This window comes from Streptomyces sp. RFCAC02, from assembly GCF_004193175.1.
Taxonomy (GTDB): Bacteria; Actinomycetota; Actinomycetes; order Streptomycetales; family Streptomycetaceae; genus Streptomyces.
In genome coordinates, this window is the sequence record NZ_SAUH01000001.1 from 2,005,499 (window position 1) to 2,029,196 (window position 23,698).

General features: G+C 75.3%; 20 protein-coding genes. 7 read left to right on the forward strand and 13 right to left on the reverse strand.

The features are described from left to right. Positions 1–81 precede the first annotated feature (81 nt). Complete coding sequence (locus EMA09_RS09110) at positions 82–1,863, forward strand: translation initiation factor 2 (RefSeq protein WP_346655818.1); 1,782 nt, start codon at positions 82–84, stop codon at positions 1,861–1,863. A gap of 14 nt (positions 1,864–1,877) precedes the next feature. Here EMA09_RS09110 and EMA09_RS09115 read toward each other — a convergent pair whose 3' ends face one another. Beyond that, positions 1,878–2,138: a YrdB family protein gene (locus tag EMA09_RS09115; RefSeq protein ID WP_240796315.1), complete on the reverse strand. Its 261-nt coding sequence runs from the start codon at positions 2,136–2,138 to the stop codon at positions 1,878–1,880. A 111-nt stretch (positions 2,139–2,249) separates the two neighbouring features. After that, entirely contained in the window at positions 2,250–2,639 is a 390-nt protein-coding gene (locus tag EMA09_RS09120; RefSeq protein WP_129840566.1) for a hypothetical protein, read from the reverse strand. 47 nt (positions 2,640–2,686) lie between these two features. On the opposite strand from EMA09_RS09120, the gene EMA09_RS09125 reads away from it, so the two are divergent. Then, a complete protein-coding gene (locus tag EMA09_RS09125) occupies positions 2,687–3,067 on the forward strand; it encodes a MarR family transcriptional regulator (protein ID WP_240796316.1) in 381 nt (126 codons plus the stop codon). A 6-nt stretch (positions 3,068–3,073) separates the two neighbouring features. Here the strand turns inward: EMA09_RS09125 and EMA09_RS28910 are convergent, their stop codons facing one another. Together EMA09_RS28910 and EMA09_RS09130 are read right to left on the reverse strand one after the other, a co-directional pair. Continuing rightward, on the reverse strand, positions 3,074–3,532 hold the full coding sequence (locus tag EMA09_RS28910) for a hypothetical protein (protein ID WP_240796317.1): 459 nt from the start codon (positions 3,530–3,532) through the stop codon (positions 3,074–3,076). After that, a complete protein-coding gene (locus tag EMA09_RS09130) occupies positions 3,526–5,058 on the reverse strand; it encodes an NB-ARC domain-containing protein (protein WP_240796318.1) in 1,533 nt (510 codons plus the stop codon). The genes EMA09_RS28910 and EMA09_RS09130 overlap by 7 nt, the downstream gene beginning before the upstream one ends. A 209-nt stretch (positions 5,059–5,267) precedes the next feature. Between EMA09_RS09130 and EMA09_RS09135 the strand changes: the two genes are divergently transcribed. The 4 genes from EMA09_RS09135 to EMA09_RS09150 are packed head-to-tail and all read left to right on the forward strand — an operon-like array spanning position 5,268 to position 9,245. Then, a complete protein-coding gene (locus tag EMA09_RS09135; protein ID WP_129840567.1) occupies positions 5,268–6,338 on the forward strand; it encodes an iron-siderophore ABC transporter substrate-binding protein in 1,071 nt (356 codons plus the stop codon). Further along, positions 6,335–7,390 carry an iron chelate uptake ABC transporter family permease subunit gene (locus tag EMA09_RS09140; RefSeq protein ID WP_129840568.1) on the forward strand — a complete coding sequence of 352 codons (1,056 nt, stop codon included), beginning with the start codon at positions 6,335–6,337 and terminating at the stop codon, positions 7,388–7,390. The genes EMA09_RS09135 and EMA09_RS09140 overlap by 4 nt, the downstream gene beginning before the upstream one ends. Then, entirely contained in the window at positions 7,387–8,436 is a 1,050-nt protein-coding gene (locus EMA09_RS09145) for an iron chelate uptake ABC transporter family permease subunit (protein WP_129840569.1), read from the forward strand. Before EMA09_RS09140 ends, EMA09_RS09145 begins: the two co-directional genes overlap by 4 nt. Further along, a complete protein-coding gene (locus EMA09_RS09150; protein ID WP_240796319.1) occupies positions 8,433–9,245 on the forward strand; it encodes an ABC transporter ATP-binding protein in 813 nt (270 codons plus the stop codon). Before EMA09_RS09145 ends, EMA09_RS09150 begins: the two co-directional genes overlap by 4 nt. 12 nt (positions 9,246–9,257) lie before the next feature. Here the strand turns inward: EMA09_RS09150 and EMA09_RS09155 are convergent, their stop codons facing one another. The 7 genes from EMA09_RS09155 to EMA09_RS09185 all read right to left on the reverse strand — a co-directional run bounded on the left by EMA09_RS09155 (position 9,258) and on the right by EMA09_RS09185 (position 18,710). After that, a complete protein-coding gene (locus EMA09_RS09155; RefSeq protein ID WP_129840570.1) occupies positions 9,258–9,929 on the reverse strand; it encodes an HAD family hydrolase in 672 nt (223 codons plus the stop codon). A 32-nt stretch (positions 9,930–9,961) separates the two neighbouring features. Then, positions 9,962–11,476 (reverse strand): bifunctional phosphatase PAP2/diacylglycerol kinase family protein, encoded by a 1,515-nt coding sequence (locus tag EMA09_RS09160; protein ID WP_129840571.1) that lies wholly within the window; start codon positions 11,474–11,476, stop codon positions 9,962–9,964. 110 nt (positions 11,477–11,586) lie between these two features. Continuing rightward, positions 11,587–13,872 (reverse strand): hypothetical protein, encoded by a 2,286-nt coding sequence (locus EMA09_RS09165; protein WP_129840572.1) that lies wholly within the window; start codon positions 13,870–13,872, stop codon positions 11,587–11,589. 785 nt (positions 13,873–14,657) lie between these two features. Further along, the gene (locus EMA09_RS09170; protein ID WP_129840573.1) at positions 14,658–15,485 is read right to left on the reverse strand and encodes a putative protein N(5)-glutamine methyltransferase; all 828 of its coding nucleotides are present in this window, start codon (positions 15,483–15,485) and stop codon (positions 14,658–14,660) included. Between the two features lie 256 nt (positions 15,486–15,741). Continuing rightward, entirely contained in the window at positions 15,742–16,584 is an 843-nt protein-coding gene (locus EMA09_RS09175; protein ID WP_129840574.1) for an SDR family NAD(P)-dependent oxidoreductase, read from the reverse strand. Positions 16,585–16,882: 298 nt separating this feature from the next. Further along, the gene (locus tag EMA09_RS09180; RefSeq protein WP_129840575.1) at positions 16,883–17,092 is read right to left on the reverse strand and encodes a DUF397 domain-containing protein; all 210 of its coding nucleotides are present in this window, start codon (positions 17,090–17,092) and stop codon (positions 16,883–16,885) included. Positions 17,093–17,375: 283 nt separating this feature from the next. Further along, a complete protein-coding gene (locus tag EMA09_RS09185; protein WP_129840576.1) occupies positions 17,376–18,710 on the reverse strand; it encodes an XRE family transcriptional regulator in 1,335 nt (444 codons plus the stop codon). Positions 18,711–18,930: 220 nt separating this feature from the next. On the opposite strand from EMA09_RS09185, the gene EMA09_RS09190 reads away from it, so the two are divergent. Next, positions 18,931–21,195 (forward strand): MMPL family transporter, encoded by a 2,265-nt coding sequence (locus tag EMA09_RS09190; RefSeq protein WP_129840577.1) that lies wholly within the window; start codon positions 18,931–18,933, stop codon positions 21,193–21,195. 56 nt (positions 21,196–21,251) lie between these two features. Here the strand turns inward: EMA09_RS09190 and EMA09_RS09195 are convergent, their stop codons facing one another. Both EMA09_RS09195 and EMA09_RS09200 read right to left on the reverse strand, forming a co-directional pair. Beyond that, complete coding sequence (locus tag EMA09_RS09195) at positions 21,252–22,460, reverse strand: cytochrome P450 (protein WP_129840578.1); 1,209 nt, start codon at positions 22,458–22,460, stop codon at positions 21,252–21,254. Continuing rightward, positions 22,421–23,686, reverse strand: coding sequence for a cytochrome P450 (locus tag EMA09_RS09200; protein ID WP_129840579.1), 1,266 nt, complete (start codon positions 23,684–23,686; stop codon positions 22,421–22,423). Before EMA09_RS09200 ends, EMA09_RS09195 begins: the two co-directional genes overlap by 40 nt. Positions 23,687–23,698 lie beyond the last annotated feature (12 nt).

Genomic DNA, 23,698 nt, shown 5'->3' on the forward strand with positions numbered 1-23,698 from the left:
GTCGCCGAACCCGTCCGGAACGCCACAGAAGCAGGCAAATCACCGGCCCGACCCCCCTCATGCCCGGTAGGATGAACAGACTTGACGGGCGACGGGCGACGGGCGACGGGCGACGGGCGACGGGCGACGGGCGACGGGCGACGGGCGACGGGCGACGGGCGACGGGCGACGGGCCGGTCCGTCCTGTTCGCCGCACGCTCGGCCACCGCGCTGCACCGCCTCCTCGACGTGCTCCCCGTCTTCGCCGACGATCCGCGCGTGCACCGGCTGTTCACCCTGGTCCCCGGCTCCGACTTCCAGGCCGACGCCTTCTCCGCGATCGACCTCGCCGGTGCCCGCACGGTGCCGTGGGACGAGGCGTGCCGGCGGTCGTTCGACCTGGTGATCGCCGCCAGCCCCAAGGGGCGGCTCGACCTCCTGCGCGGCGCACGCGTCCTGCTGCCCCACGGCGCGGGGCACAGCAAGGTGGTCCCCGGCGAGGGGTCGGGCGGCCCGTTCCCCTCGGCCTTCGATCCGGTCAACCTGCTCGCGGACGGCCCCGACCCGGTCTTCGCGCTGCACGCGCTCGCCCACCCCGACGACGTCGGCCGGCTCGCCGCCGCCAGCCCGCGCGACGCCGAACGCGCCACCGTCGTCGGCGACCCGACGCTGGAGCGGCTCCTCGCCTCCCGCGACCGCCGCGAACGGTTCCGGGCCGCGCTCGGCACGGGCGGCCGCACGCTGATCGCCGTCACCTCCACCTGGGGCGGCGAGTCGCTGTTCGCGCGGCGCCCGCGCCTGCCGGCCGAGCTGACGGCGCGGCTGCCGTACGACCGGTTCCAGGTCGCGTTCGTCCTGCACCCGAACGAGTTCAGCCGCCTGGGCGCGCACGACCTGGCGGAGACGTACGACCGCGCGCGCCGTGCCGGGCTGGTCATGACCCGCCCCTACGAGGAGTGGGCCTCGGTGCTGGTCGCGGCGGACGCGGTCGTCACGGACCACGGTTCGACGGCCCTGTACGCCGCCGCGCTCGGCCGCCCCGTCGTCGCCGCGTACGACGGCGGCCGTGAACTCACCCCCGGCACCCCGATGGCACGGCTCCTCGCCGCGGCCCCCCGGCTCGGCGGCCCGGACGACGCGCTCGGCCCCGACGCCGTGACGGCGGCCGTCGCCGCGCACCGGCCGGAGGCCGTACGGGCGGCGGCACGGGCCGCGTTCGCCGAACAGGGGCGCGCCCTCGAACGGTTGCGCGCCGAGGTCTACGCGCTGCTCGGCCTGCCCCCGCAGCGCGAACAGCCGACCGCGCGCCTCCTCCCCGATCCCGCGCGCCCCGTCGAACCGGCGGTCTTCACCGTCCGCGCCCGGGTCGAGGGCGCCACCGTGCGCCTGGAACGCCTGCCCGCGCCCCCGGCCGGGGAGCCGGACCGGGACGACGCGTTCCCGCACCGCCACCTCGCGGCGGAGTACGGGGCGGCGGGCACCCGCGAGATCCAGACGGCTGGCGTGGTCCACCGCCGCGCGGCCGCCGGCCCGGGAGAGGCCGGCGCGGTGGCGTGGACGGCCGACGGCTGGACGTCCGCCGTCCTGCGCGAACTGCCGGGCCGGCGCACGGCGGCCGTCCTGTTCCCCGGCGAGGGGCTGTGCCTCGTGCGTACGGGCGGGCCTGACGGTCCGCTGCTCGCGGTGCGCGCCGAACCGGCGTACGCGGACGGCCGGGTCCATCGCGCCGATCCGGCCGCCGTCGTGAGCGCCGTCCACGCCTGGCGCACGACGGACGCGCGCGGGGCGGCGGACCGCGCCGATCTCGTCTGCGCGATCGGCGACCGCTCCTACACCGTGCACGTCTCCCCCGCCGCCCGGGACGCCGCCGCCCGCCCGGTCTGATCCCCGTCACCGGGTCAGCGCCCCGCCGTGGCGACGGCGATGTTGGCCGTGACAACGAGGGCCAGGGCCACCGCGGCCGACGGGTGCCGCATCGCGTACAGGGCCAGTACCGCGGCGAGGAAGAAGGCGGCCTTCACGGCGAGCACGGCCGGGAGCGGTACGTCGAACCTGGCCCTCGGCGCGGCGAACAGGCCCCAGACCACGGCGGCCGTCAGCGGCGCGCCGACGCCGAGCGCGATCCGCGCGAGCGGCGGCCCGCCCCGGGTGAACCCCAACGGGCCAGCACCGCGAGGGCGGTGAGTTCCAGCAGGAAGGCGAGAACGTCATTGACGTGGTGCCCGGCGCGGTGGATCACCGTACGGCCTCCCTTCCCGGGCGACGGCCGCTCACGCCGCGACCGGCATGACGGACGGGCGGCGCCCGAGCGCCCGCGCCGAGACCAGGTGGACGGTGACGGCGGCCGCGCCGGCCACCGTCATGCCGGGTATGCCGGCGCCGAGACCGACGAGGGCGTCGCCTGCCTGTGCCAGCCCGGCGACGACGAGCAGCGGGGCCGGATGCCACGCCGTGCGGCGGGTGGCGGCGTACAGCACGGCCGCGCCCAGCGGCACGGCGCGGGCCGCGTACACCCGCGCGTACAGGTCGGTACCCGTGGCCCCGCCGTCGCCCAGGGGGAGGACGAGCCCCGGATCGGCCGGCGCGGCGAGCGCGAAGCCCAGGGAGCCGACGGCCGCGACACCGTTCAGCAGGGCGAGGACCGGTCGTTCACGCAGCATATTCACACCCGGAGACCCTCGCGTTCCGCCTCGGCACGCTGGGCAGCGTGGCCACCGACCGCTTCGCCGCCGCGCTGGCGCCGATGGACCTCAAGCCCAAGCACGCCGGGCTGCTGACCGTGCTTCAGCGGGGCGGTACCGCCTCGCAGCTCGATGTCGCCCGCACGATGGGGGTCGCCCCGAGCCTCGTGGTCTCCCTGGCCGACCATCTGCAGGCGCTGGGCGCGGTCCGGCGCACACGCGACCCCGCCGACCGCCGCCGTCAGGTCCTCGAACTCACCGACCGCGGACGGGAACTGCTGGCCGGCTGCCTCGACGCGGCCCGCGCCGTCGACGACGGTCTCACCGCGTCACTGACGCCCGGCGAACTCTCCGCCCTCGCCGGGGGCCTCGCCGTCCTGGCGGCCGCCAACGGTCTCCCGCACTGACGCGCGTCACCGCGCCCCGGGGACGGCGGCCGGCGCGCGCAGGGCCTCGGCCGCCGCGCGGTGGTGCGCCGCCTCGGCAGGCGTGCCGGCCGTGTCGGCCAGGTCGGCGAGCGCGTCGTGCACGCGGGCCGCGTCGCGCGCCGAACCGAGACCTTCCGCGGCGGACAGGGCCTCCCCCAACCGGGCGCGCGCCTCGTCCGCGCGCCCCAGGCGCGCCAGGACCGTGCCGAGCGCGAGCGCCGTACGGCCGGCGAGGCGCATACGGCCGTCCCCGGCCATGAACGCGTTGGCCTCGGCCAGCAGCCCGGCGGCCCGGTCGAGATCACCCAGATGAGCGAGCGCTTCACCGAGCCGGTACGCCTGGAGGTGCGCGCCGTAGCGGTTGCCGATCGCCTCGTGCGTCCGCCGGGCATCGTCGAAACGCGCCGCTGCCGCCGTCCAGTCGCCCCGCATCCCGCTCACCATGCCGCTGAACTCCAGTGCGGAAGCGGCCAGTTTCCGGTCCTCCGGCCCGTCCCGAGGAGACGGGCCGCGGCGAGCGCGTGGTCGAGTTCCTCCTCGGCCTCCGCCAGGCGGTCCTGCTCCCACAGCGGGCGGGCCAACTGGCAGCGCATGCGGACCAGTGCCCGCGCGTTCCCCGCCCGCGCGGCCGACAGGACGCCGAGACGGAACGCGTCGACGGCGTCGGCGTAGTGGGGGTTGTGCAGGAAGTGGGTCCACAGGGGTTCGCACAGGGACCACACCTCGCCGTCCATGCCCCGCGCGTGGGCGAGGCGCACGCAGGCGTGGAGCGCGTGCCGCTCCGACTCCAGCCAGGCATAGGCGCGGGACGCGCCGTCCGGGGCGGCGGCACCGAACACCACGTCCGGCGCGCCGGGCAGTTCGGGCACGGACTCCCCCACGGTGAGACGGTCGCCCGCCGCGATCCGGTCGGCCTCCCGCGCCTGCCGCAGGTACCAGCGGACGATCCGCGTGACGGCGGCGTCCCGTTCGGCGTCCGCGCCGGCGCCGTCCGCCCGCGCCCGGCGGCGGGCGTGGGCGCGCAGCAGGTCGGGGAGCCGGAAACGCTCCTCGGCGGCGACGGTGAGGAGCCCCGCGTTGCGCAGGTCGTCCAGCGCGTCGTCCCCCGCCTCGGCGCCCCGGCCGAGGAGCGCGACGGCCGCCTCCGCCGCGGAGGAACCGCCGGGCAGATCGGCGAGGAGCCGGTACAACAGCGCCGCGTCCGGGGCGAGCGAGGCGTAGGCGGCGTCCCAGACCCGCTCGACCATGGGCAGGCCCCTCTCGTCGAGTTCAACGGTGAGGCGCGGGACGAGGCGTTCCAGCGTGCGGCGGCGGTGGTCGCGCAGCGCGCGGGCGGCGACGTGGAGGGCGGCGGGCAGCCCGGCGCACAGGCGTACGACGGCCGCGACGCCGTCCGCATCGTCCAGGCGCGGGTCCCGCACGACGGAGCGGAGGAGTTCGGCGGCGTGTGCGTCGTCCAGCGGGCCGAGGTCGAGGGACAGGACGTCGCCGTCGGGCAGGCCGGTGAGCGGGCCGTGGCTCGTCACGACGAGGAGGCTGCCGCCGGACGCGGGCAGCAGCGGGACGACCTCCGTGTCCCAGCGGGCGTTGTCCAGGACGACGGCGACGCGGCGGGTGCGGGTCAGCTCCTGGTACTGGCGGGCGCGTCCGGCGAGGCCCGGTTCGAAGCCGCGCGGGTCGGCGCCGAGTTGACGCATCACGTCGCCCAGGACGTCGGCGACCTCCACGACGCCGTCGCGGCGCAGGTCGTCCAGGTCGAGGTGGGTGACCCCGCCGGGGAAGCGGTCGCGGGGCGCGTGCCGGACCAGTTCGAAGGCAAGGGCCGTCTTGCCGATCCCGGCGAGCCCCGACACCGCGACGCACAGCGGGCGGCCGGCCGCCTCGGACACCTCGGCGGCCCGCAGGGCGTCCGCCCGCTCACCGTCCCGGTCGATGAAGGGCGAGAGCTGGGGCGGGATGTGGATTGCCATGCGCGGCCGACTCCGTTGCATCGTGCCAGTACGGGGGACGAGCGAACTCCGGCCACTCTAGGGGCGATCCGCGGCCCGTGCCCACTGAACGCGCCGACCGCCCGCGCCACCGGGAACCCCCCGGGCGGCGACCGATCCGTAGGATAAACTTAGGCTTACCTAAGCTCACTCGGGAACGACATGCCCATCCCCGTCACGAAGGAACACCCATGTCCACCAGCCTCACCCGCTTCCGGAGACGCGCGTTCGGCCTGACGGCCGCCGCCGCGTCCCTCACCCTCGTCCTCGGCGCCTGCTCGTCCGACGACGAGGACACGTCGTCGGACGCCGACTCCTCGCAGGACGCGGCCGGCGAGGGCGCGGAGGACGGGGCGTTCCCGGTCAGCATCGAGAGCGCGCTCGGCACGGCCGAGATCACCGAGAAGCCGGAACGCGTCGTGACGCTCGGGCAGGGTTCGGCGGAGACGGCGATCGCCCTCGGCACGACCCCCGTCGGCATCGAGAGCTACGAGTGGGGCAGCGACGAGACCGGCTACCTGCCGTGGATCCACGAGGCGGTGACCGAGGCCGGCGACGAGCTGCCGACGCAGTTCACCGGCGGCGAGGACATCGACATCGACGCCATCCTCGAACTGGAGCCGGACGTCATCCTCGCGCCCTGGTCCGGCATCACGCAGGACCAGTACGACATCCTGTCCGACATCGCGCCGACCGTGGCCTACCCCGACCTGCCGTGGAGCACCGACTGGGACCAGCAGATCGAGCTGATCTCCCAGGCCCTCGGCCAGCCGGAGCGCGGCCAGGAGCTGATCACCGAGGTCGAGGACGAGTTGGCGGCCGCCGCCGAGACGCGGCCCGAGTACGCGGACGTGACGTTCTCGTACATCTACACGTCGGGTCCCGGCACGCTCGGCGTGTTCCTGCCGGACGAGCAGCGCGTGAAGATGGTGTCGTCGCTCGGCCTCACCGTCGACCCGGTGGTGGACACGTTCGAGGAGACCGAGGGCACCGACTCGGCGCTCATCGGCCTGGAGAACGCCGACAAGCTCGCCGACAGCGACCTCGTCTTCACCTTCTACACCGACGAGGAGACGCGCCGCGAGATCGAGGCGCAGCCGCTGTACGCGTCGATCCCGGCCGTCGAGCGCGGCGGCATCGTGGCGAGTGACGACACGTCGTTCGTGACCGCCTCGTCCATCATCAACCCGCTGACGGTGCCGTGGGTGATCGACCGGTACCTGCCGCTCATCGACGAGGCCGTCGCCACCATCGACGGATGACGACCGCACCGACCCAGGTCCCGCCGAGCGGTGCCCGCGTCGCCGCCCCCGCGAAGGGGCGCGCGCCGGGCACCGCTCGACGGGCGTTCCTGCTGCTGGCCGCCGTCGCGGCGCTGGCCGTCGCGGTGCTGGCGAGCGTCATGTTCGGCAGCAGGTCGACGCCGCTCGGTGACGTGCTCGACGTGGTGCGCGGCCAGGCCGACCCGTACATCACGACGGTCGTCGAGAGCCGCTACCCGCGCACCGCGCTCGGCGTGCTGGCCGGCGTCACGCTGGCGGTCGCCGGGACGCTGATGCAGGGCATCACGCGCAACCCGCTGGCCGACCCCGGCCTCCTCGGGATCAACACGGGCGCCTCGGCCGGTGTCGTGACGGCGACGGCCTACCTCGGCGTGTCCGGGCAGGCCGCCACCGTGTGGTGGGCGCTGCCCGGCGCGCTGGTGGCCGGGGTGCTGCTCCAGGTCATCGGCTCGTCCGGCGGCGGGAACCTCGTGCGGCTCGTACTGGCCGGTGCCGTGATCTCGGCCGTCCTCTCCGCGTACATCCAGGCCGTGACGCTGAGCAAGCCGAAGGTGTTCGACAGCTACCGGTACTGGGTCGTGGGCGCCCTCGGCGGGCGGGACTTCGACGTGCTGTGGGCCGTCCTCCCGTTCGCGGTGGCCGGTCTCGTCCTGGCGCTGGTCATGGCGCCGGGGCTCAACGCGCTCGCGCTCGGCGACGAGTCGGCCACCTCGCTCGGCGCGAACCCCGTGTGGCTGCGCGTCGGCGGGCTCGTCGCGGCGACGCTGCTGAGCGCGTCGGCGACGGCGGCGGTCGGGCCGATCGCGTTCGTCGGGCTCGCCGTCCCGCACGTCGCGCGGGCGCTGGCCGGGATCGACTTCCGCGCGCAGCTCGTGTTCTCGGCGGTCCTCGGGCCGACGCTGCTGCTGTTCGCCGACGTGGTCGGGCGGGTGCTGCTGCGGCCGCAGGAGTTGATGGTGGGCGTGGTGACGGCGTTCGTGGGGGCGCCGGCGCTGCTGTTCGCCGTGCGCAGGATGAAGGGGACGACATGACGGCGGGCGGACGCGAGGGGCGCGGCGTGGTCACGGTCGGACGGGCCGTGGCACTGCCGGTCGCGCGGGCGCACCTGGTCGCCGGCGCCGTGCTCCTCGTGCTGCTGGTCGCCGCTTCGGCCGCGACGTTGTCGCTGGGCCGACTCGGCATACCGCTGGCCGACCTGCCGCGCGCCATCACGGGCGGCGCGGACGGCGTGGACGCGTTCGTGATCGAGCGGCTGCGCGGCCCGCGCCTGGTCACGGGCATGGGGACGGGCGCGGCACTCGGCCTGTCCGGCGCGCTGTTCCAGTCGGTGACGCGGAACCCGCTGGGCAGCCCCGACGTCATCGGCCTCACGTCGGGCGCGGGCGCAGGCGCGGCGCTGGTCGCCCTGATGGCGCCGGGCACGGTTCCGGTGTCGCTGGGCGCGATGGCGGGCGCCGCCGCCGCGATGGTGCTGGTGTACGTCTCGACCGGCACGGGGTTCCGCAACCCGGGGCGGCTCGTCGTGGCCGGCATCGGTGTCGCCGCGATGGCGACGGCGTTCACCCAGTACGTCGTGTACGCGATGGAACGGGACCGCGCCGCCGTGCTGTCGGCGTACGTCAACGGCAGCCTGTCCGCCCGGGCCTGGGAGGACGCCGCGACGATCGGCCTCGTGCTGCTGGTCACCGTCCCCCTGGCGCTGCTGCTGGCGCGGCGGATGGAGATCGGCGAGATGGGCGACGAGATCGCCGACGCGCTGGGCGCCGAGCCGCAGCGGACGCGCGTCGCGGCGGTCGTGCTGTCGATCGTGCTGTCGGCGGGGGCGGTGAGCGTGGCCGGGCCGATCGCGTTCATCTCGCTGACCGCGCCGCAGATCGCGCGCCGCCTCACCCGGGGCACGGGCGCGCACCTGACGCTGGCCGCGCTGACCGGCGCCCTGCTGCTGGTGCTCGCCGACCTGGCGGCCCAGCAGTTGCCGATCGACGACGGCCTGCCCGTCGGGATCTACACGATGGCCATCGGCGGGGCGTACCTCGGGTGGCTGCTGACGCGTGAGTGGAAGAGGGGAAGCCTGTGAGCCGGGTGAGCAAGGGGCTGAGCGCGCGCGGCCTGACGATCGGGTACGGCGGCGGCGACCCCGTGGTCCGCGACCTGGACCTGGACATCCCGCACGGTGAGCTGACCATGATCATCGGGCCGAACGGCTGCGGGAAGTCCACCCTGATCAAGGCGCTGGCGCGGGCCGTCAAGCCGGTGGCGGGGAAGGTGCTGCTGCACGGCTCCGACCTGCACGCGTACCGCGGCAAGGAGGCGGCGCGGCATGTGGCGCTGCTGCCGCAGAGCCCGGTCTCGCCGGACGGCATCACCGTGCGCGGCCTGGTCCGCCGGGGGCGCTACCCGCACCACACGCTGCTGCGGCAGTGGTCGCCGGACGACGACACGGCGATCGGGGAGGCCCTCGCCCGGACCAACATGACGGAGCTGGCCGACGCCTCCGTCGGCGCGCTGTCGGGCGGCCAGCGGCAGCGCGCGTGGATCGCGATGGTGCTGGCGCAGCAGACGGAGCTGCTGCTGCTCGACGAGCCGACGACCTTCCTCGACATCGCCCACCAGTACGAACTGCTGGAGCTGTGCGCGGAGCTGCACCGCGAGGGGCGGACGGTCGTCGCGGTCCTGCACGACCTGAACCAGGCGGCGCGCTTCGCGTCCCACCTGATCGTGATGAACGCGGGCCGCGTCGTCGCGCAGGGGCGGCCGGGCGCGGTGATGACGCCGGAGCTGGTGGCCGAGGTGTTCGGGCTCGCCTGCGACGTCGTGCCGGACCCGCGGACGGGGACGCCGATGGTCGTGCCGCACGAGCGGTACACGGCGGAGGAGGCCGCCTGAGCCGCGGCCCGTTCAGGCCGGCAGGGCGTCCCCCGCGGTGACCGCGCCGCGGATCGCGGCTGCGGCGTCGGGTGCCGTACGGGTCGGGGTGAACGGGTGGCCGGCGGGCCAGTCCCGGCCGTTCGCGACCCACACGCTGCGCAGCCCCAGCGCGTGCGCGCCGCCGATGTCGGCGTGGGCCGAGTCCCCGACGACCCAGGTCGTGGCCGGATCGACGGACGCCCCGGCGGCGCCGGCGGCGGCGTGGAACAGGGCGGGCGCGGGCTTGGCGTGACCCACCGCCTCGGAGACGGCCCAGCCGTCCACCAGCGTGTCGAGCCCCGTGCGGCGGATCTTCGTCTCCTGCTGGCGCGTCCGGCCGTTGGTGACGACCGCGCACGTCCAGCCGAGCGCACGGGCGTCCGTCAGGGCGGCGCGCACCGTGTCGGCGAGGACGACCCGGTCGGCCGCGCCACCGTCGACGAGGGCGCGGACGGCCGCTTCGGGGACGCGTCCGCCGTACCGCGCGCGCAGGGCGTCGGCGACGGACTCGCGGGTGGCGTACCCGCCCTCGTCCGCCGCCATCACCCACGCCACGTCGGCCTCGGGCAGCGCGTGCCCGGCGAGGAACGCGGCGGCGGCCTCGCGGAACGCGCCGTCCCTGTCGATCAGGGTGTTGTCGAGGTCGATCAGCAGCAGCGGCATGACGGCGAGTCAACCACGCGCCCGCCGCGTCGTCACAGCGGGGCGTAGGGACCCGGGACGATGTCGGTGTCGTCGGCGGCCGGACGGTAGACGGTGAGGGCGGAGGGCCGCTTGTCCAGCAGCAGGGCCGACGGCGCCGGTCCCGCCTCGCCGTCGTACGCGAGGCAGCGGTCGTCGCCGAGGCCGGTGAGCCGGAGCCGCGGCAGGCGCGCGGCGGCGTACACCTGCGACCGGGCCAGCGTCCCCAGAAGGGCGGACAGCGCGACCCGGGTCCTGGCCAGCGGCTTGTCGGCCGAGACCGTGCGGACGTCGAGGAGACCGTCGTCGAGCTGCGTGCGGTGGGAGGGGGCGAAGCCCTCGGGCGAGTACAGGCCGTTGCCGGCGAAGAGGAGCCACAGCCGGTGCGGCCGGCCGTTGATCTCGACGTCGATCGGCTCGGCCGTGCGCAGGACGCGGGCCAGCGAGAGGGCGGCGCTCGGCCACTTGCCGAACCGGCCGAGCGGCGAGCGGCGCTGCAGGGCCTCGCGCGCGCGGACCAGGTCGGGGTAGATGCCCAGGCTGAACGTGTTGAGGAAGTGGCGCGTCGGCCCCTCCGCGCCGGCCATGGGCCTGATGCGGGCGAGGTCGACGGAGACGGCCTGGCCCGCGCGGACGGCGTCGGCGGTGTCCTCGTACCGGTGCAGGCCGTTGTCGAGGGCGAAGTGGTTGAGGGTCCCGCCGGGGAAGACCGCGAGGGGCACACCGTGGTCGGCGGCGTGCGCGGCGGCGGCGTTCACCGTGCCGTCGCCGCCGCAGACGCCGAGCGCGGTGGCGCGGCCGGCGGCGTCGGCGAGCAGCGCGGCCAGGTCGTCGTCCTGGCCGCGGCGCACGACCTCCGCCTTCGGCAGCAGGGCGCGCAGCCGGTCGGCCGTCACCTCGGCGTCCTCCGTGCCGGCCCCCGGGTTGACGACGACGACCAGGCCCTCGCCCTCGGGCAGGGCGGGCGCGGGCGCGCTGTGGTGGACGAGCTGCTCGGTCGGCGGGCGACGCGGCCAGAACCGGCCGGTGGTGAGCGCCGCGCCGATGCCCAGGACCGTTCCCGCGACGACATCGCCCGGGTAGTGGACGCCCACGTAGACGCGGGAGGCGGCCACGGCGGCGGCGGCCGGTGCCACGAAGGCGGCGTGGCGGCGGGACTCCAGCGCCACCCCGGTGGCGAACGCCGCGGCCGACGCCGCGTGGCCCGAGGGGAACGAGCTGGTGTGCGGCTGCCGGGCGAGCCGGCGGGCCAGCGGCACGGCGTCGATCAGCGGGCGGTGGCGGCGCGCCACGTACTTGATGACGGTGTTGGTGGTCAGCGACGCGATCCCGAGCGCGGCCACACCGCGCACGGCCGCGCGGCGGGCGCGGCGGTCACCGGTCAGGGCGAGGGCGGCGGCAGCGCCGAGCCACAGCCTGCCGTGGTCCGCCGCGTGGCTGAGGCGGGGCAGGACGGCCTGCACGCCGGGCACGTTGGCGGCGGCGACCCGTTCGAAGACCCGGCGGTCGAGCCTGCTGAGGCGTGACATGATCCGGCGCACCTCCCGAAGCGTAGCGGGACGCGCGCGCTGGACCGCGTCCACGAACCGCGCTTACCCCGGGGTCGCGCGGACAGTCCCGGGGGTTCCGGCCGGCCGGGTCATGGTGCGCTGCGCCGGTCCGCCGGGTCGTGGTCGGGCACGTACCGGTCGGGGGTGACGCCCGCCGTCCGCCAGTCGCCGACGATGCCGAGCCGGTCGCCCGCCTCGTTCAGCCGCTGGTCGGGGACGGCTCCCGCGCGGGCGTACAGGTCGGTGTCGAGGGGGCCGACCGCCACCGGGTCGCCGGAGTCCGGGCCGTGGCGGGCGTCGGCGGCGGCCCTGGCGATGGTGTGGGCGGCGACCTGCTCGTTGAGGAAACCCTCCGTCAGCTCGAAATCGCCGTGGGCGGCGGGTGCCTGCGGGCTGTAGTGGGGCACGACGGGGACGGCCGCCGACCAGCCGGCGGCGGCGAGCCCGAGCGGGAGCTGCTGCGGACCGGGCGGGACGGAGGCCGCCCACAGGGCGCCGCCGATCGACGAGGTGGTGAGGGAGGAGGCGAGGGCGTTGCCGCTGTCGCCCGACGCGCGTTCGATGGCCTCGTGCTCGCCCCAGTTGACGAGATGGGTGAGGTTGCCGACGGTCTCGAACGTGGTCGTGCGGCTCAGCGCGCCGGGGGCGTCGGCGTAGTAGTCGTGGGCCAGGGCGTACTGGATGCCGGTGACGCCCGCCTTGAACGCCTCGTTGACGGTCGGGTCGGAGCGGGCCATGAGGGAGAAGACGCCGTAGCGCTGCTCCTCGGGGAGCGGGGCGTCACCGTAGCCGGCGACGTCGGCCATGCGCATCAGCGCGGCGTCGGCGACGGCGGCCTGGAGCGGTGTGTGGTGGGCCGCGCCCTGGGCGGCGAGCGCGTCGGGGCCTTGGCCGAGGATCGTGTCCTGATGGGCGGTGGCGTGGGCGATGACGGCGCGGGCGGCCGCGACATAGGGGGCTTCGGCGTCCGTTCCCCGCGCGTCGGGCGGGATGGTGGTGCCGCTGCGGATGAGGTCGGCGGCGCCCTGGCTGTCCTCCCAGCTCTGGGCGAGCAGGGCGGTGCGGAAGTCGTCGTCGCGCAGGAGGCCGGCGGACGCGGTGCCGTTGAGCGAGGCGGCGGAGAGGAGGTCGCTGCTGCCCGTGTCGGCGAGTGCGTGCCCGGGGTAGCCGGTGGCGTACTGGAGCGAGCTGCGCCGGTGGACCGCCAGTGCCGCGTGGGCCAGGTCCTCGCTGAACCGCGTCCCGGTCGGGACGGTGGCGTGGCCGATGACGTCCGCGACGGCGTTGAAGCGTGCCAGGGCCTCGCGGAACCGGCCGCCGGCCGTCTCCTCGGTGAAGAGGCCGCTGTCCTCGCTGTCGTCGCCGGGTCCGGTGCGGAGGAACGGCCGCAGGGCGGCGGGGACGGCGCGGTCCCCGCGTGCCGGGTCGAGGCCGCCGACGCCCGGGTCGAGCAGCATGGCGGTGGCGTTGGCGATGTCGACCTTGGCCCGGTTCCATCCGGGGAATTCGCCGAGTGCTACGAGTGTGCCGGTGTCGAGCGTTCCGAGGAATTGCCGCAGATAGTCCAATTCGGCGGGCAGGAGCCGCCGGGTCGGATCGGCCGGATTCAGGGCGTCCCGGTAGAGGGAATCCGCGATGAATTCGAGACCGCTCGTCCACTGCTCGATCACGAGCGGGTCCGGGTCGTCCCGGGCGAGTTCCTCGGCGAGCCTGCGGGCGGAATACCCGGCCATTCCCGGAGTGATCCACAGGTCGAGCGGTCCGGCCGCCGACAGGTCGAATCCGAGGCCCGCGAGTTCCGTGCCGAACTCGGCGAGCCGGGCGCGGTAGCCGTCGATCAGGTCGTCGAGGTCGTCGGCGGCGCGGGTGGCGTCGTCGGCCGCGCGGCCGAGGTGCCGGGCGCGGATCCGGGCGGGCAGGTCGCCGGGCAGGGCGTAGGCGGGGCGGCCGTCGCCGGGCACGAGGGCGCAGGTCTCGCCGCCGATGTCCACGGTGGCCTGCGGTCCGGCGCCGGCCTCGGCGACACGGCGCTGCCAGTCCTCCCATTCGCGCTCGGCGGCTGCGACGTGGGCACTCCAGCGGGCGTCGAGGCCGTCGCCGGGGCCGGCCCCGCCGTCGATGACGGCGGCCACCGCCTCGTCGGTGTCGAGTGCCAGGTTCATCGCGCGGACCAGCAGGGAGACGACCCCGTCGAGGGCGTCGCCGTGGCCGCGCAGTGCGCGCGCGCCGCTGTCGATCCGCCCTTCGGCGTCGAGCAGCGGGGCGCCGTCGAGCGCCCCGGCGCCGGTGGCGACCCGGTCGGCGTGCTCGGCGAGGCCGGTGACGGTGGTGGTGTCGGCGGCGGCGCGGGCGTAGGCGACGGCCGTTTCGGCCATGTCGTCGGGACGGATTTCCGCCGAGAATGCGCGACGGGTCTCCCAGGGCTTCCGCCCCGCTTTCTCCTCAACGTCCGCACGGGTGAAATCGACCGCGACCATTCCCCCGCCTCCGGGCTTTCTCCTCATTCCTGCCGAGCGCCAGCGTAGGGCGGGGGGAAAGACGTGCGGCGGCGTCATGACGGCTCGTTCACGCGGGGCGCCCGGGTCCATATGCGGTGTTGACGCGGGCGGCTCGCGCGGCACGGTTTCGCGGGAAGTGCGGCGGGAACCCGGCGGAGATGGCCACTCGTATGACGGAGCCCGCGCCGCCGGGACCGACACCACCGCCGGAGCCGGGGCCCGGGCCGGAGCCGGGTCCCGAGCCGACACCTCCGACACCGGCGCCCCCGGGTCCCCCGGGGCCTGGTCCGGGTCCCGATCCCGTGCCGCCGGAGCCGACTCCCCCGCCGGGTCCCGGGCCGCTGCCGCCCGGCCCCGTGCCGCCGGGTCCCGGACCGGACCACCCGAAGCCGCCGCCGGACCCGATTCCCGATCCCCACCCGGATCCGGGACCGGAACCGGAGCCGTCACCGGCACCGCCACCCCTCGAAAGAGTGACAGAGGGTAGAAGCCCTTCCTGAATTTCGTCACTCTGTGTAGTGTCAGGGTGTCGCTGCGGCCGGGTACGTCCCGTCGGAGCGGCACCCTTGTCACGCAGGTGCCCGGGTGGGCGGGAGAGGACGAAAACGATGAACGGCGCGGGCGCGAAGTACTGGCCGGACCGGCGGCGGACCCGGGCGGAGTCAGGCGGACGGGCGGTCCGGGGGCGCTGGGGGTTCCGGGACGGTCCGCGGCCGCCGGCCCGTGACGACGGTGGCCCCGGTGTCCTCGTCGTGCACGATCCGGGGCACCAGGCCGTCACCGGCGAGGATGCGGGCCGCCCTGTCCGCCTGGCGCTCGCCCGTCTCGGACAGCAGGACGCCGCCGGGCGCCAGCCACCCCGCGGCCCGCGCGCTCACGCGGCGCAGGACGCCGAGACCGTCGGGGCCGCCGTCGAGCGCGTCGATGGGCTCGTGCTCCCGGGCCTCCGGCGGGAGCAGCGGCACCGCGTCCGTCGGCACGTACGGCACGTTGGCCGTGAGGATGTCGACGCGGCCGCGCAGGCGGGCGGGCAGGGCGTCGAAGAGGTCACCGCGGTGGACGGTGCCGCCGGCGGGCGCGAGGTTGCGGCGGGCACAGCGGACGGCGACCGGGTCGATGTCGGCGGCGTGCAGTTCGGCCGGGTCGAGAGCGGCGGCCAGGGCGGCGCCGATCGCGCCGGAGCCGCAGCACAGGTCGACGACGACGGGCCGTGCCGGTGCGCGGCGGACGGCCTCGGCGACCAGGGCCTCGGCGACCAGGGCCTCGGTCCGGCGCCTGGGGACGAAGACCCCCGGCTCGACGGTGATCCGCAGGCCGGCGAACTCGGCCCACCCCACGACCTGTTCGAGGGGGACACCGGTGGCGCGGCGTTCGGCGAGCGCCGTCAGTTCGGCGGGGCTGCGGGCGGCGTCGGCGAGCAGCCTGGCCTCGTCCTCGGCGAAGACGCAGCCGGCGGCCCGGAGAAGAGCGATGATGTGCGGGTCCTGCATGGGTGGAAACCTTCCGGAGTACCGGAGAACACCCGTCGGATCAGCCCGCGCGGCGCGGGAGGGAGACGGGCGTCCGGGACGACGTGCGGGACAGCGGTCTCACCTCCTCGGATCGGCACGAGAACGAAAAGTACGAAGTACGAACGCCGGTACGGAAGCCGTACCGAACGGGGGACACAGTACCCGACCGCGCCCGGCTCCCCGGGGCGGACGCCGGGGGCCGTAGGGGCGTGCGCGGGCGGCCGTTCGCGGGGGGTCAGGCGGGCCAGTCGTAGGAGACGCCGGTGACCCGCTCGCAGCTCTCCCACAGTTCGCGCGCGCGGGCGGGGTCGGTGGCGGCCCGGGGCGGGGTCAGGGGTCCCGGGGAGCCGCGGCCCTCAAGGCGGCCGGCCGGCCCGTACAGTCCGCCGGGTGCCACGCCGGGGACCGTCGCCGCGTAGAGCGACGGCAGGGCGGCCGAGGCGGCGGGCGGGTGGGACGTGCGGGGGATGCCGTGGTCGGCGAGGACCCGGGCGAGCCGCGAGCCGGACCCCGGTGGGCGTCCGGCACCCGTCCCCGGGCGCACGGCCACGCTGGTGAGCCGCACACCGGCGGCGTCCGCGCGGCGCTGGAGTTCCCGGGCGAAGACGAGGGGCGCGAGGTGCGCCAGGCGGGGTGTGCCACGCGGTCGGGAGTGTTCCCGGGGTGCCGGTCCGCCCACGGTCACGACGCGCGGTCCGCGGGCCGCGAGGAGGAGAGGGAGGAGACGGCCCGTCAGGGCGTACGGCAGGAGCGCGCCCTGTCCCGAGGAGGTGTCCGCGTGGATGACGAGGAGGTCGAGAGACGGGAGTTCGACGGTCAGGTGGTCGGCGAACGCGGTGAGCGACTCGGGGTCCGCCGGGTCGAGGCAGGCGGCGCGGACCAGGATGCCGGGGACGGCCCCGCCGGCCGCACGGGCGGCGGCGCGGGCGCGCTCCGGGTCGGAATCGGCGTGCACGACCTCGGCACCGGCCCTGACGAGCCGCCGGGCGGTGGCCCGGCCGAGAGGCCCGGCCGCGTCCGTGACCAGGGCGACCCGCCCGTCCTGCGCGGAGATGTGACGGACACTCCAGCCGGTCATGCGCGGACGGGGAGCGATGGGTGGTGGGCGATACGGCTGAAGGGCGACACGGACGGGCCTCCGCGGGCGTGACGGATCCGGCGCACCCGGTACGTCCGGGGACCTTACGGATCTTACGGACGCAAGGGACCCCCACCCCACCGGCCGGGCCGGAGATACACCCGCTGCGCCGCTTCACCGACAACCCCGGGCAGCAGTACCCGGGGACGCCTGAACCCCGCCTCCCTGGCTCAAGAGACGGGGTCAGATACGGAGAGGTCGGCGCCGCGCCCTCGCCGCGAACGTACCGACCCGGCGATCAGGCCGCGCCTACCGTCCCGGCCTTCACGCCCGCCACGAAGGACGAGAACGCAGCGGTCGAGAAGGTCACCACCGGACCATCGACACTCTTGGAATCACGGACAGGAACCATGCCGCGCGTCATGGCGAAGTTGTCGGCGGCCTCCACGCAGGCGCCACCGTTGTCGCTGTAGGACGACTTGAACCAACGCGGAGTCTCGGACGTCACGCGGTACCCCCTCGTAACTGCTCGATCGCGGCGACAGACGCCGACTGGGACAGTGCCTCTACTTGTAGTTGATAGCAGGCCGCCGGCGTGGACAACACGAATGTGCCGTCTCGCTCGACCTGTCGCCGTTGAGCCGATCGGTGCGAAGCACGCCCACCGCGTACAAGGCGACCCGGAGCACGGTGTCGGGCAACTGGGCGAACTCCACCATGGAGATCAGCGGCGGGAGACGTACAGGGGGCAGTCCTTGTCCGCGTTGTCGCGTCGTGGCGGGGGTGGTTCGTCAGGCTGTTGCCCGGTGGGTGTCGCCGTGTGTCTGTGCGCGTTCGGCCGCGTACAGGCGCAGCAGCCCTTCCACCCGGTAGCGGTCCGGGCCCGTCTCCACTGCCAAGTGCTCGTCCGCCAGCACTTCGAGGAGACGACGTGCCCGGCTCACCGGCCGGGACAGGAGGCGTGCCGCGTCGCCGACCGGGACGTCGCCCCTCGATCCGCCGCCCAGCAGCCGGAACGCCCGCGCCGTCTCGGTGTCGAGCCGCGCGTAGGACGCGTCGAACGCCGCCCGTACCGAGCGCCGCGGGTCCTCCGCGTCCGTCAGGGCGTCGAGCCGCAGCGCCGGGTCGGTCAGTTCGGCCGCGAGCGGGCCGAGGCGCCGGTGCGGTCCCGCCGCGACCCGCTCCGCGGCGACGCACAGCGCGAGCGGCAGGTGCCCGCACGCGTCCGCGACGACGCGGGCGGCCGCCGGTTCCGTCCGCACGCGGGCCGCGCCCGCCACGGACCGCAGCAGCGCCAGCGACCCGGCGGGCGGCAGCGGGCGCAGGTGCAGGCGTCCCCTGCCGAGCGGCGACCCGACGCCCGCGAGGCGGCGGCGGCCGGTCACGACGACGGCCGTGCCCGGCGTCGCCGGCAGCAGCGCCCGCACCTGCGACGACCCGGCCGCGTCGTCGAGCACCACCAGCACCCGCCGGTCCGCGATCAGGCTGCGGAACACGGCCGCGAGCTGTGCCGCGTCCCGCGGCAGCGTCGTCGCCGGCACCCCGAAGCCGAGCAGGAAGCCGGCCAGCACCCGGGCCGGGTCCGCAGGTTCCGCGCCGGGTGCGTGGCCCGCGAGGTCGGCATAGAGCACGCCGCCGGGGAAACGGTCGCGCACCCGGTGCGCCCAGTGCAGCACGAGCGCCGTCTTCCCGACGCCCGGCGGTCCGTCGACGGCGGCGAGGAACGGCGCGTCCGCGGCCTCGGCCCGCTCCAGCGCGGCGTCCAGGGCCTCCAGTTCACCGGTCCTGCCGACGAGCGTGTGCGCGTCGCACGGCGGCAACTGCGCCGGGGGAAACGCCCAGATGACGCCGGAGAGCATCGCGCGGGCCAGGGCGGTCAGTTCGCCGCCGGCGCCCAGCACCCGGTCGCACACCTCGGCGAGCTGGACGGTCGGCCGGGCGAGGCCGTTCTCGACCTTGCTCAGCCACCCCGGACTGTAGGCGGCGAGCGCGGCGAGACGGCGCAGTGACATGCCCTCCTGCTCGCGGCGGCGGCGCAACGCGGCTCCGAAGCGCGCGAAGTGCTGCCGACCGGCCATGTCGTCCACCCGCCCGGGGTCCTGCCGGGCGGTGTCGGCACGCTGCATAACGCTCCCTCACGTCCGGTGGGCCCCCCGTGTCCCACGTCTCGGCCGGCTCCCCCGCCCCTTCCATACGGCATCGTACGGAAGGCCCCCGGCGGCGCGCTCCCCCCGTTCCGGCGGCAAAGGTGTGATCCACGTCTCCTCGCGGCATCCGATGTCACATCCCCTCACGGCCGGCGCGTCGTGATCGCGGACAACGACGCCCCGCACACAGGAGGCACTCATGCCGGACAAGCGACCGGCCCCCCGGCCGGCGGACCGCACCCCGTTCTGGCTGCGGCACCGCCGCGCGATCCTCGTCGTCGCCGTACTGCTCGCGCTGCTGGGCGGCACGGCCGGCGCCACCGTCTTCGACCGCATGAAGGGCGGCGGTTTCGACGACCCGGGCGCCGAGTCCGGCCGCGCCGCCGCCGAACTGGCCGAGCGGTTCGGCCAGGACGACCCCAACCTCGTCCTCCTCGTCCACGCCGACGACGGGGTGGACGCACCCGCCGCCGCCCGCGCCGGCGCCGCGCTCAGCGACCGGCTCGCCGCAGAGGAGGGCGTCACCGCCGTCACCTCCTACTGGATGGCCGGCGCCCCGGACCGGCTGCGGTCGCGCGACGGCTCCGCCGCGCTCGTCCTCGCCGCGCTCGCCGGCGACGACACCGAGGCCGCCGAACGCCTCGACACCCTGGAGCCCGCCTACGCCGGCCGGCACGACGGCGGCATCGACGTGGAGTTCGGCGGCCCCGCGGTCATCGGCCGCGAGCTGGGCGAGGCGAGCGAACGGGACGCCGTGCGCGGCGAGATGATCGCGTTCCCCCTCATGCTGGTCGTGCTCGTCATCATCTTCGGCGGACTCGTCGCCGCCGCGCTGCCGCTGGTCACAGGACTCATCACGATCCTGCTGTCGTTCGGCCTGCTGTGGGCGCTCGCCGGCGTCACCGACGTGTCCGTGTTCGCCGTGAACGTCGTGACGCTGCTCGGCCTCGGCCTCGCCGTCGACTACAGCCTCCTCATGGTCAACCGCTACCGCGAGGAGATCGCCGCCGGCCACGAGCCGGCCGAGGCGATCCGCCGCACGATGCGCTCGGCCGGCCGCACGGTCGTCTTCTCGGCCGTCACGGTGGCCGTCACCCTCGCGGGACTCGCCTGGTTCCCGCTGCTCGCCCTGCGGTCCATGGCCTGGGCGGGCGTCGCCGTCGCGCTCCTCACCGCGCTCGTCACGCTGCTGGTGCTGCCCGCGCTGCTCGCCGTCCTCGGGCCGCGCGTCGAGAAGGGACGCCTGTGGCGGCGCCGGGCACCGGCGGACGAGCCGGGGCACCCGGGCTTCTGGCACCGGGTCGCGTCGTTCGTGATGCGCAGGCCCGTGCCCGTCGCCGGCATCGTCGGCGCGTTCCTCCTGCTCCTCGGCCTGCCGTTCCTCGGCATCTCGATGGGCACGGCGGACGAGCGCACCCTCCCCGCGTCGTCACCCGCGCGGCAGGTCGCCGAGGAGATGCGGACCGGGTTCGACTCCGGCGAGAGCCAGGCCCTGTTCACCGTCCTGCCCGAGGTGACCGACCCCACGGGCGACGAGGCCGCCGCGTACGCCACCGCCGTCGCCCGCCTCGACGGCGTCGCGCGCGTCGACACCGCCGCCGGGTCCTTCGCCGCCGGCCGCCGGGTCGCCGACCCCGGTCCCGGGCACGCCGCGTACGCCGCCCCCGACGGCCGCGACGGCGTGTGGCTGTCCGTCGTGCCCGAGCCGCTGCCGACCGAGGACGCCGAGGCGCTGGTCCGGGAGATACGGGACCTCCCCTCCCCCGGCACCTCCCTCACCGGCGGTCAGACGGCCGTCGCCATGGACGGCATCGACGCCATCACCGACCGGCTGCCCGTCGCCGGGATCACCCTGGCCGTCGCGATGTACGTCCTGCTGTTCCTCCTCACCGGCAGCGTCCTGCTGCCGGTGCTCGCGATGCTGCTGAGCGCCATCGGGCTGACCGCGACGTTCGGCGCCCTCGTGTGGGGATTCCAGGACGGGCACCTCGCCGGACTGCTGGACTTCACGAGCACCGGCAGCGTCGTGGGCACCGTGCCGGTGCTGCTGTTCGCCGTGGCGTTCGGCCTCGGGATGGACTACCAGGTGTTCCTGCTGTCGCGGATCAGCGAGGAGTACGCGGCGGGCGGCGACCCCGTGGCCGCCGTGGCGATGGGCCTGGAGCGGATCGGACGCATCGTGACCGCGGCCGCCGCGACCCTCTCCATCGTGTTCCTGGCCTTCCTCGTCAGCGACATCACGTTCCTCCAGGCGCTCGGCGTGTGCCTGCCGCTCGCCGTGCTGATGGACGCCACCCTGATCCGCGGCGCGCTGCTGCCCGCCGCCATGCGGCTCGCCGGCCACGCCGGCTGGTGGCTGCCCCGGTGGCTCGCACCCGTCCACGAGCGCTTCGGCCTGCGCGAGACGGCGGACGCCCCGCCCGCCGCCGCACCGGACCACGAGCGGGAGGGTGCCGCGCGGTGACGCGACGCGGCCCGGCGCCCGCCGCACGGGCGGACGCCGGGCCGGGCCGGTACCCGTCAGAGGTGGACGGGCAGCTCGCGGAAACCGTTCGAGATGAGCGAGTCGATCTGCGTCAGGTCCTTCTCGGCGAGCCGCAGGTCGGGGAACCGCTCGAACAGCGCGGGCAGCGCCACCCGCGCCTCCATCCGCGCCAGCGGCGCGCCCAGGCAGTAGTGCGTCCCGTGTCCGAAGGCCAGGTGCTCGCCGGCCGGCCGCGTGATGTCGAACTCCCCCGCGTCCGGGCCGTGGTGCCCCGGGTCCGTGCCGGCCGCGTAGAGCGAGAGCACGATCGCGTCGCCCTCGGCGAGCGTCACGCCGTCCTCCAGCGCGATGTCCTCGGTCGCGAAGCGCAGCGGCAGGTTCGCCACCGGCGGGGACCAGCGCAGCGTCTCCTCGATCACCCGGTCCCAGCTCGCCCCGCCCGACCGCACCAGGTCGAGCTGTTCGGGGTGGGTGAGCAGGGCGTGGATGGCGTTGCCCAGCAGGTGGACGGTCGTCTCGTGGCCGGCGGAGAGCACGAGGAGGAGCGTGTCGAGGAGTTCCTGCTCGGTGAGGCGGTCACCGCCGTCGCGGGACGCGATGAGGTTGCTCGTGAGATCGTCGGCCGGCTCGGCGCGCTTCGCCGCGACCAGGGACATGAGGATGCCGTACACGTTCTCGTAGGTGGTGAGGACCTCCTCGGGCGTCGCCGACGTCCGGAAGATGACGTCCACCGCCTCCTCGAGGCCGCCCTTCGCCTCCTCCGGAATGCCGTACAGCTCACAGATCACACGGATCGGCAGAGGGTTGGTGAAGGTGTCGCGCAGGTCCACCGGCTCACCGGCGGGCGCGGCGGCCATCGCGTCCAGCAGCTCCCCGGTGAACGTCTCGATCCGGCCGTGCAGGGCGTTCGTCCTGCGCGCGGTGAACGCCGGCGCCACCAGCTTCCGCAGCCGCGTGTGGTCGGTGCCGTAGGCGGTGAACATGTTCTTGACGGCGACCCAGTTGTACAGCGACCAGGTCTCCGGTATGCGGCCGTCGCGGAACGCCGGCCAGTGCTGCCGCGCGTCCTTCGACACCCGTGGGTCGGTCGTCAGCCGCTTGAGCAGGTCGTGGTCCGTGATCGCCCACGCCTCCACGCCGTCGGGCAGCACGACGCGCGCCGCCTTCCCGCGCTCCCGCAGCCGCGCGGCCTCACCGGTGATGTCTAGGCCACGGGGGTCGAGGACGAGGGGTTCACGTTCCATGGGGTGCTTCCCTTCTGGTCGGGCGAGATCGGCGTGAACTGGGCGGGCAGGGCGGCCAGCGCACGGTGGAACGGCCCCCGGCGCCACGTCAGCTCGGCGTAGGGGACGGACAGGCGGATGTCGCACAGCCAGTTGGTGAGACGGTCGATCGCGGTGGTCGCGATCAGCAGCCCGGGCTGTTGCATGGGGCAGGCGTGCGGCCCGGCGGCGAACGCCAGGTGCGCGCCCGCGTCGGACCTCGGGCCGCCGGTCCGGCCGGTCGGGTCGGTGTTGGCGGCGGCGTACGAGATCAGCACGGGCGTGCCGGACCGCACCCACGTGCCGTCGAGGTCCACGTCGCGGCGGGGGAAGTGGGTGGAGAAGTTCGCCATGGGCGGGTCCTGCCACAGCACCTCCGTGATGGCGTGGCCGGAGGTCAGGGCGCCGCTGGTGAGGGTGCGGTAGTAGCGCGAGTCGGACAGCATGCGGGCGAGGGCGTTGCCGATGAGGTTGGTGACCGGCTCGTGCCCTGCGCTGACGGACAGCACGAGGTGCCAGACGACCTCCTCGGGCGTCAGGCCCTCGGGGTGGTCGAGCAGCCAGGACGTGAAGTCGTTGCCCCGCTCGGCGTGCTTGCGGGAGACGGTGTCCAGGATGTACTCCTGCAGCTCCTCCAGGCCGCGTGTCGCCTCCTCCGACGTGGAGTCGAACATGCGGGCCATCGCGCCGATGAGCCGGGCGCTGTCGGCGTCGGGCATCCCGAAGAGGCCGTTGAAGATCATCAGCGGCAGCAGGCGGGCGTACTCGCCGATCAGCTCGACCGACCCGCGCTCGCCGAAGGCCCGGATCAGGGCGTCCGCCGAGCGGTGCACGAGCTGCCGCAGGTCGAACGGCTCGATGAGGCTGACGCAGTCCGTCAGCGCGCGGCGGTACCTGGTGTGAACCTCGCCGTCGTTGTAGAGGACGTTGGGGCGCCAGCTCATCATCGCCAGCACCTCGCTGTCCTCCGGCACCGTGTGCTGCCAGACGCGCGGGTCCTTCGAGAACGTCTCCGTGTCGTGCAGGACGCGCAGCGCCACGCGGTAGTTCGTGACGAGGGTGGCGTGCACCCCGGGGGCCAGCTCCACCGGGGCGCAGGCGCCGTACGTGCGCAGCCGGTCGTAGACGGCGTGCGGGTCGGCGGCGAAGTCCTCGCCGTACAGGGGCACGCGCGGCGGCTCCTCCGCGGGCGGCACGGGGCGGGTCATGGCGGGTCCTTC

Coding starts and splice junctions, on each gene's coding strand:
- EMA09_RS09120 (WP_129840566.1), bottom strand. CDS start 2,639: ATGCTGCGTGAACGACCGGTCCTCGCCCTGCTGAACGGTGTCGCGGCC.
- EMA09_RS28910 (WP_240796317.1), bottom strand. CDS start 3,532: ATGGTGAGCGGGATGCGGGGCGACTGGACGGCGGCAGCGGCGCGTTTC.
- EMA09_RS09130 (WP_240796318.1), bottom strand. CDS start 5,058: ATGGCAATCCACATCCCGCCCCAGCTCTCGCCCTTCATCGACCGGGAC.
- EMA09_RS09135 (WP_129840567.1), top strand. CDS start 5,268: ATGTCCACCAGCCTCACCCGCTTCCGGAGACGCGCGTTCGGCCTGACG.
- EMA09_RS09140 (WP_129840568.1), top strand. CDS start 6,335: ATGACGACCGCACCGACCCAGGTCCCGCCGAGCGGTGCCCGCGTCGCC.
- EMA09_RS09145 (WP_129840569.1), top strand. CDS start 7,387: ATGACGGCGGGCGGACGCGAGGGGCGCGGCGTGGTCACGGTCGGACGG.
- EMA09_RS09155 (WP_129840570.1), bottom strand. CDS start 9,929: ATGCCGCTGCTGCTGATCGACCTCGACAACACCCTGATCGACAGGGAC.
- EMA09_RS09160 (WP_129840571.1), bottom strand. CDS start 11,476: ATGTCACGCCTCAGCAGGCTCGACCGCCGGGTCTTCGAACGGGTCGCC.
- EMA09_RS09165 (WP_129840572.1), bottom strand. CDS start 13,872: ATGGCCGAAACGGCCGTCGCCTACGCCCGCGCCGCCGCCGACACCACC.
- EMA09_RS09170 (WP_129840573.1), bottom strand. CDS start 15,485: ATGCAGGACCCGCACATCATCGCTCTTCTCCGGGCCGCCGGCTGCGTC.
- EMA09_RS09175 (WP_129840574.1), bottom strand. CDS start 16,584: ATGACCGGCTGGAGTGTCCGTCACATCTCCGCGCAGGACGGGCGGGTC.
- EMA09_RS09185 (WP_129840576.1), bottom strand. CDS start 18,710: ATGCAGCGTGCCGACACCGCCCGGCAGGACCCCGGGCGGGTGGACGAC.
- EMA09_RS09190 (WP_129840577.1), top strand. CDS start 18,931: ATGCCGGACAAGCGACCGGCCCCCCGGCCGGCGGACCGCACCCCGTTC.
- EMA09_RS09195 (WP_129840578.1), bottom strand. CDS start 22,460: ATGGAACGTGAACCCCTCGTCCTCGACCCCCGTGGCCTAGACATCACC.
- EMA09_RS09200 (WP_129840579.1), bottom strand. CDS start 23,686: ATGACCCGCCCCGTGCCGCCCGCGGAGGAGCCGCCGCGCGTGCCCCTG.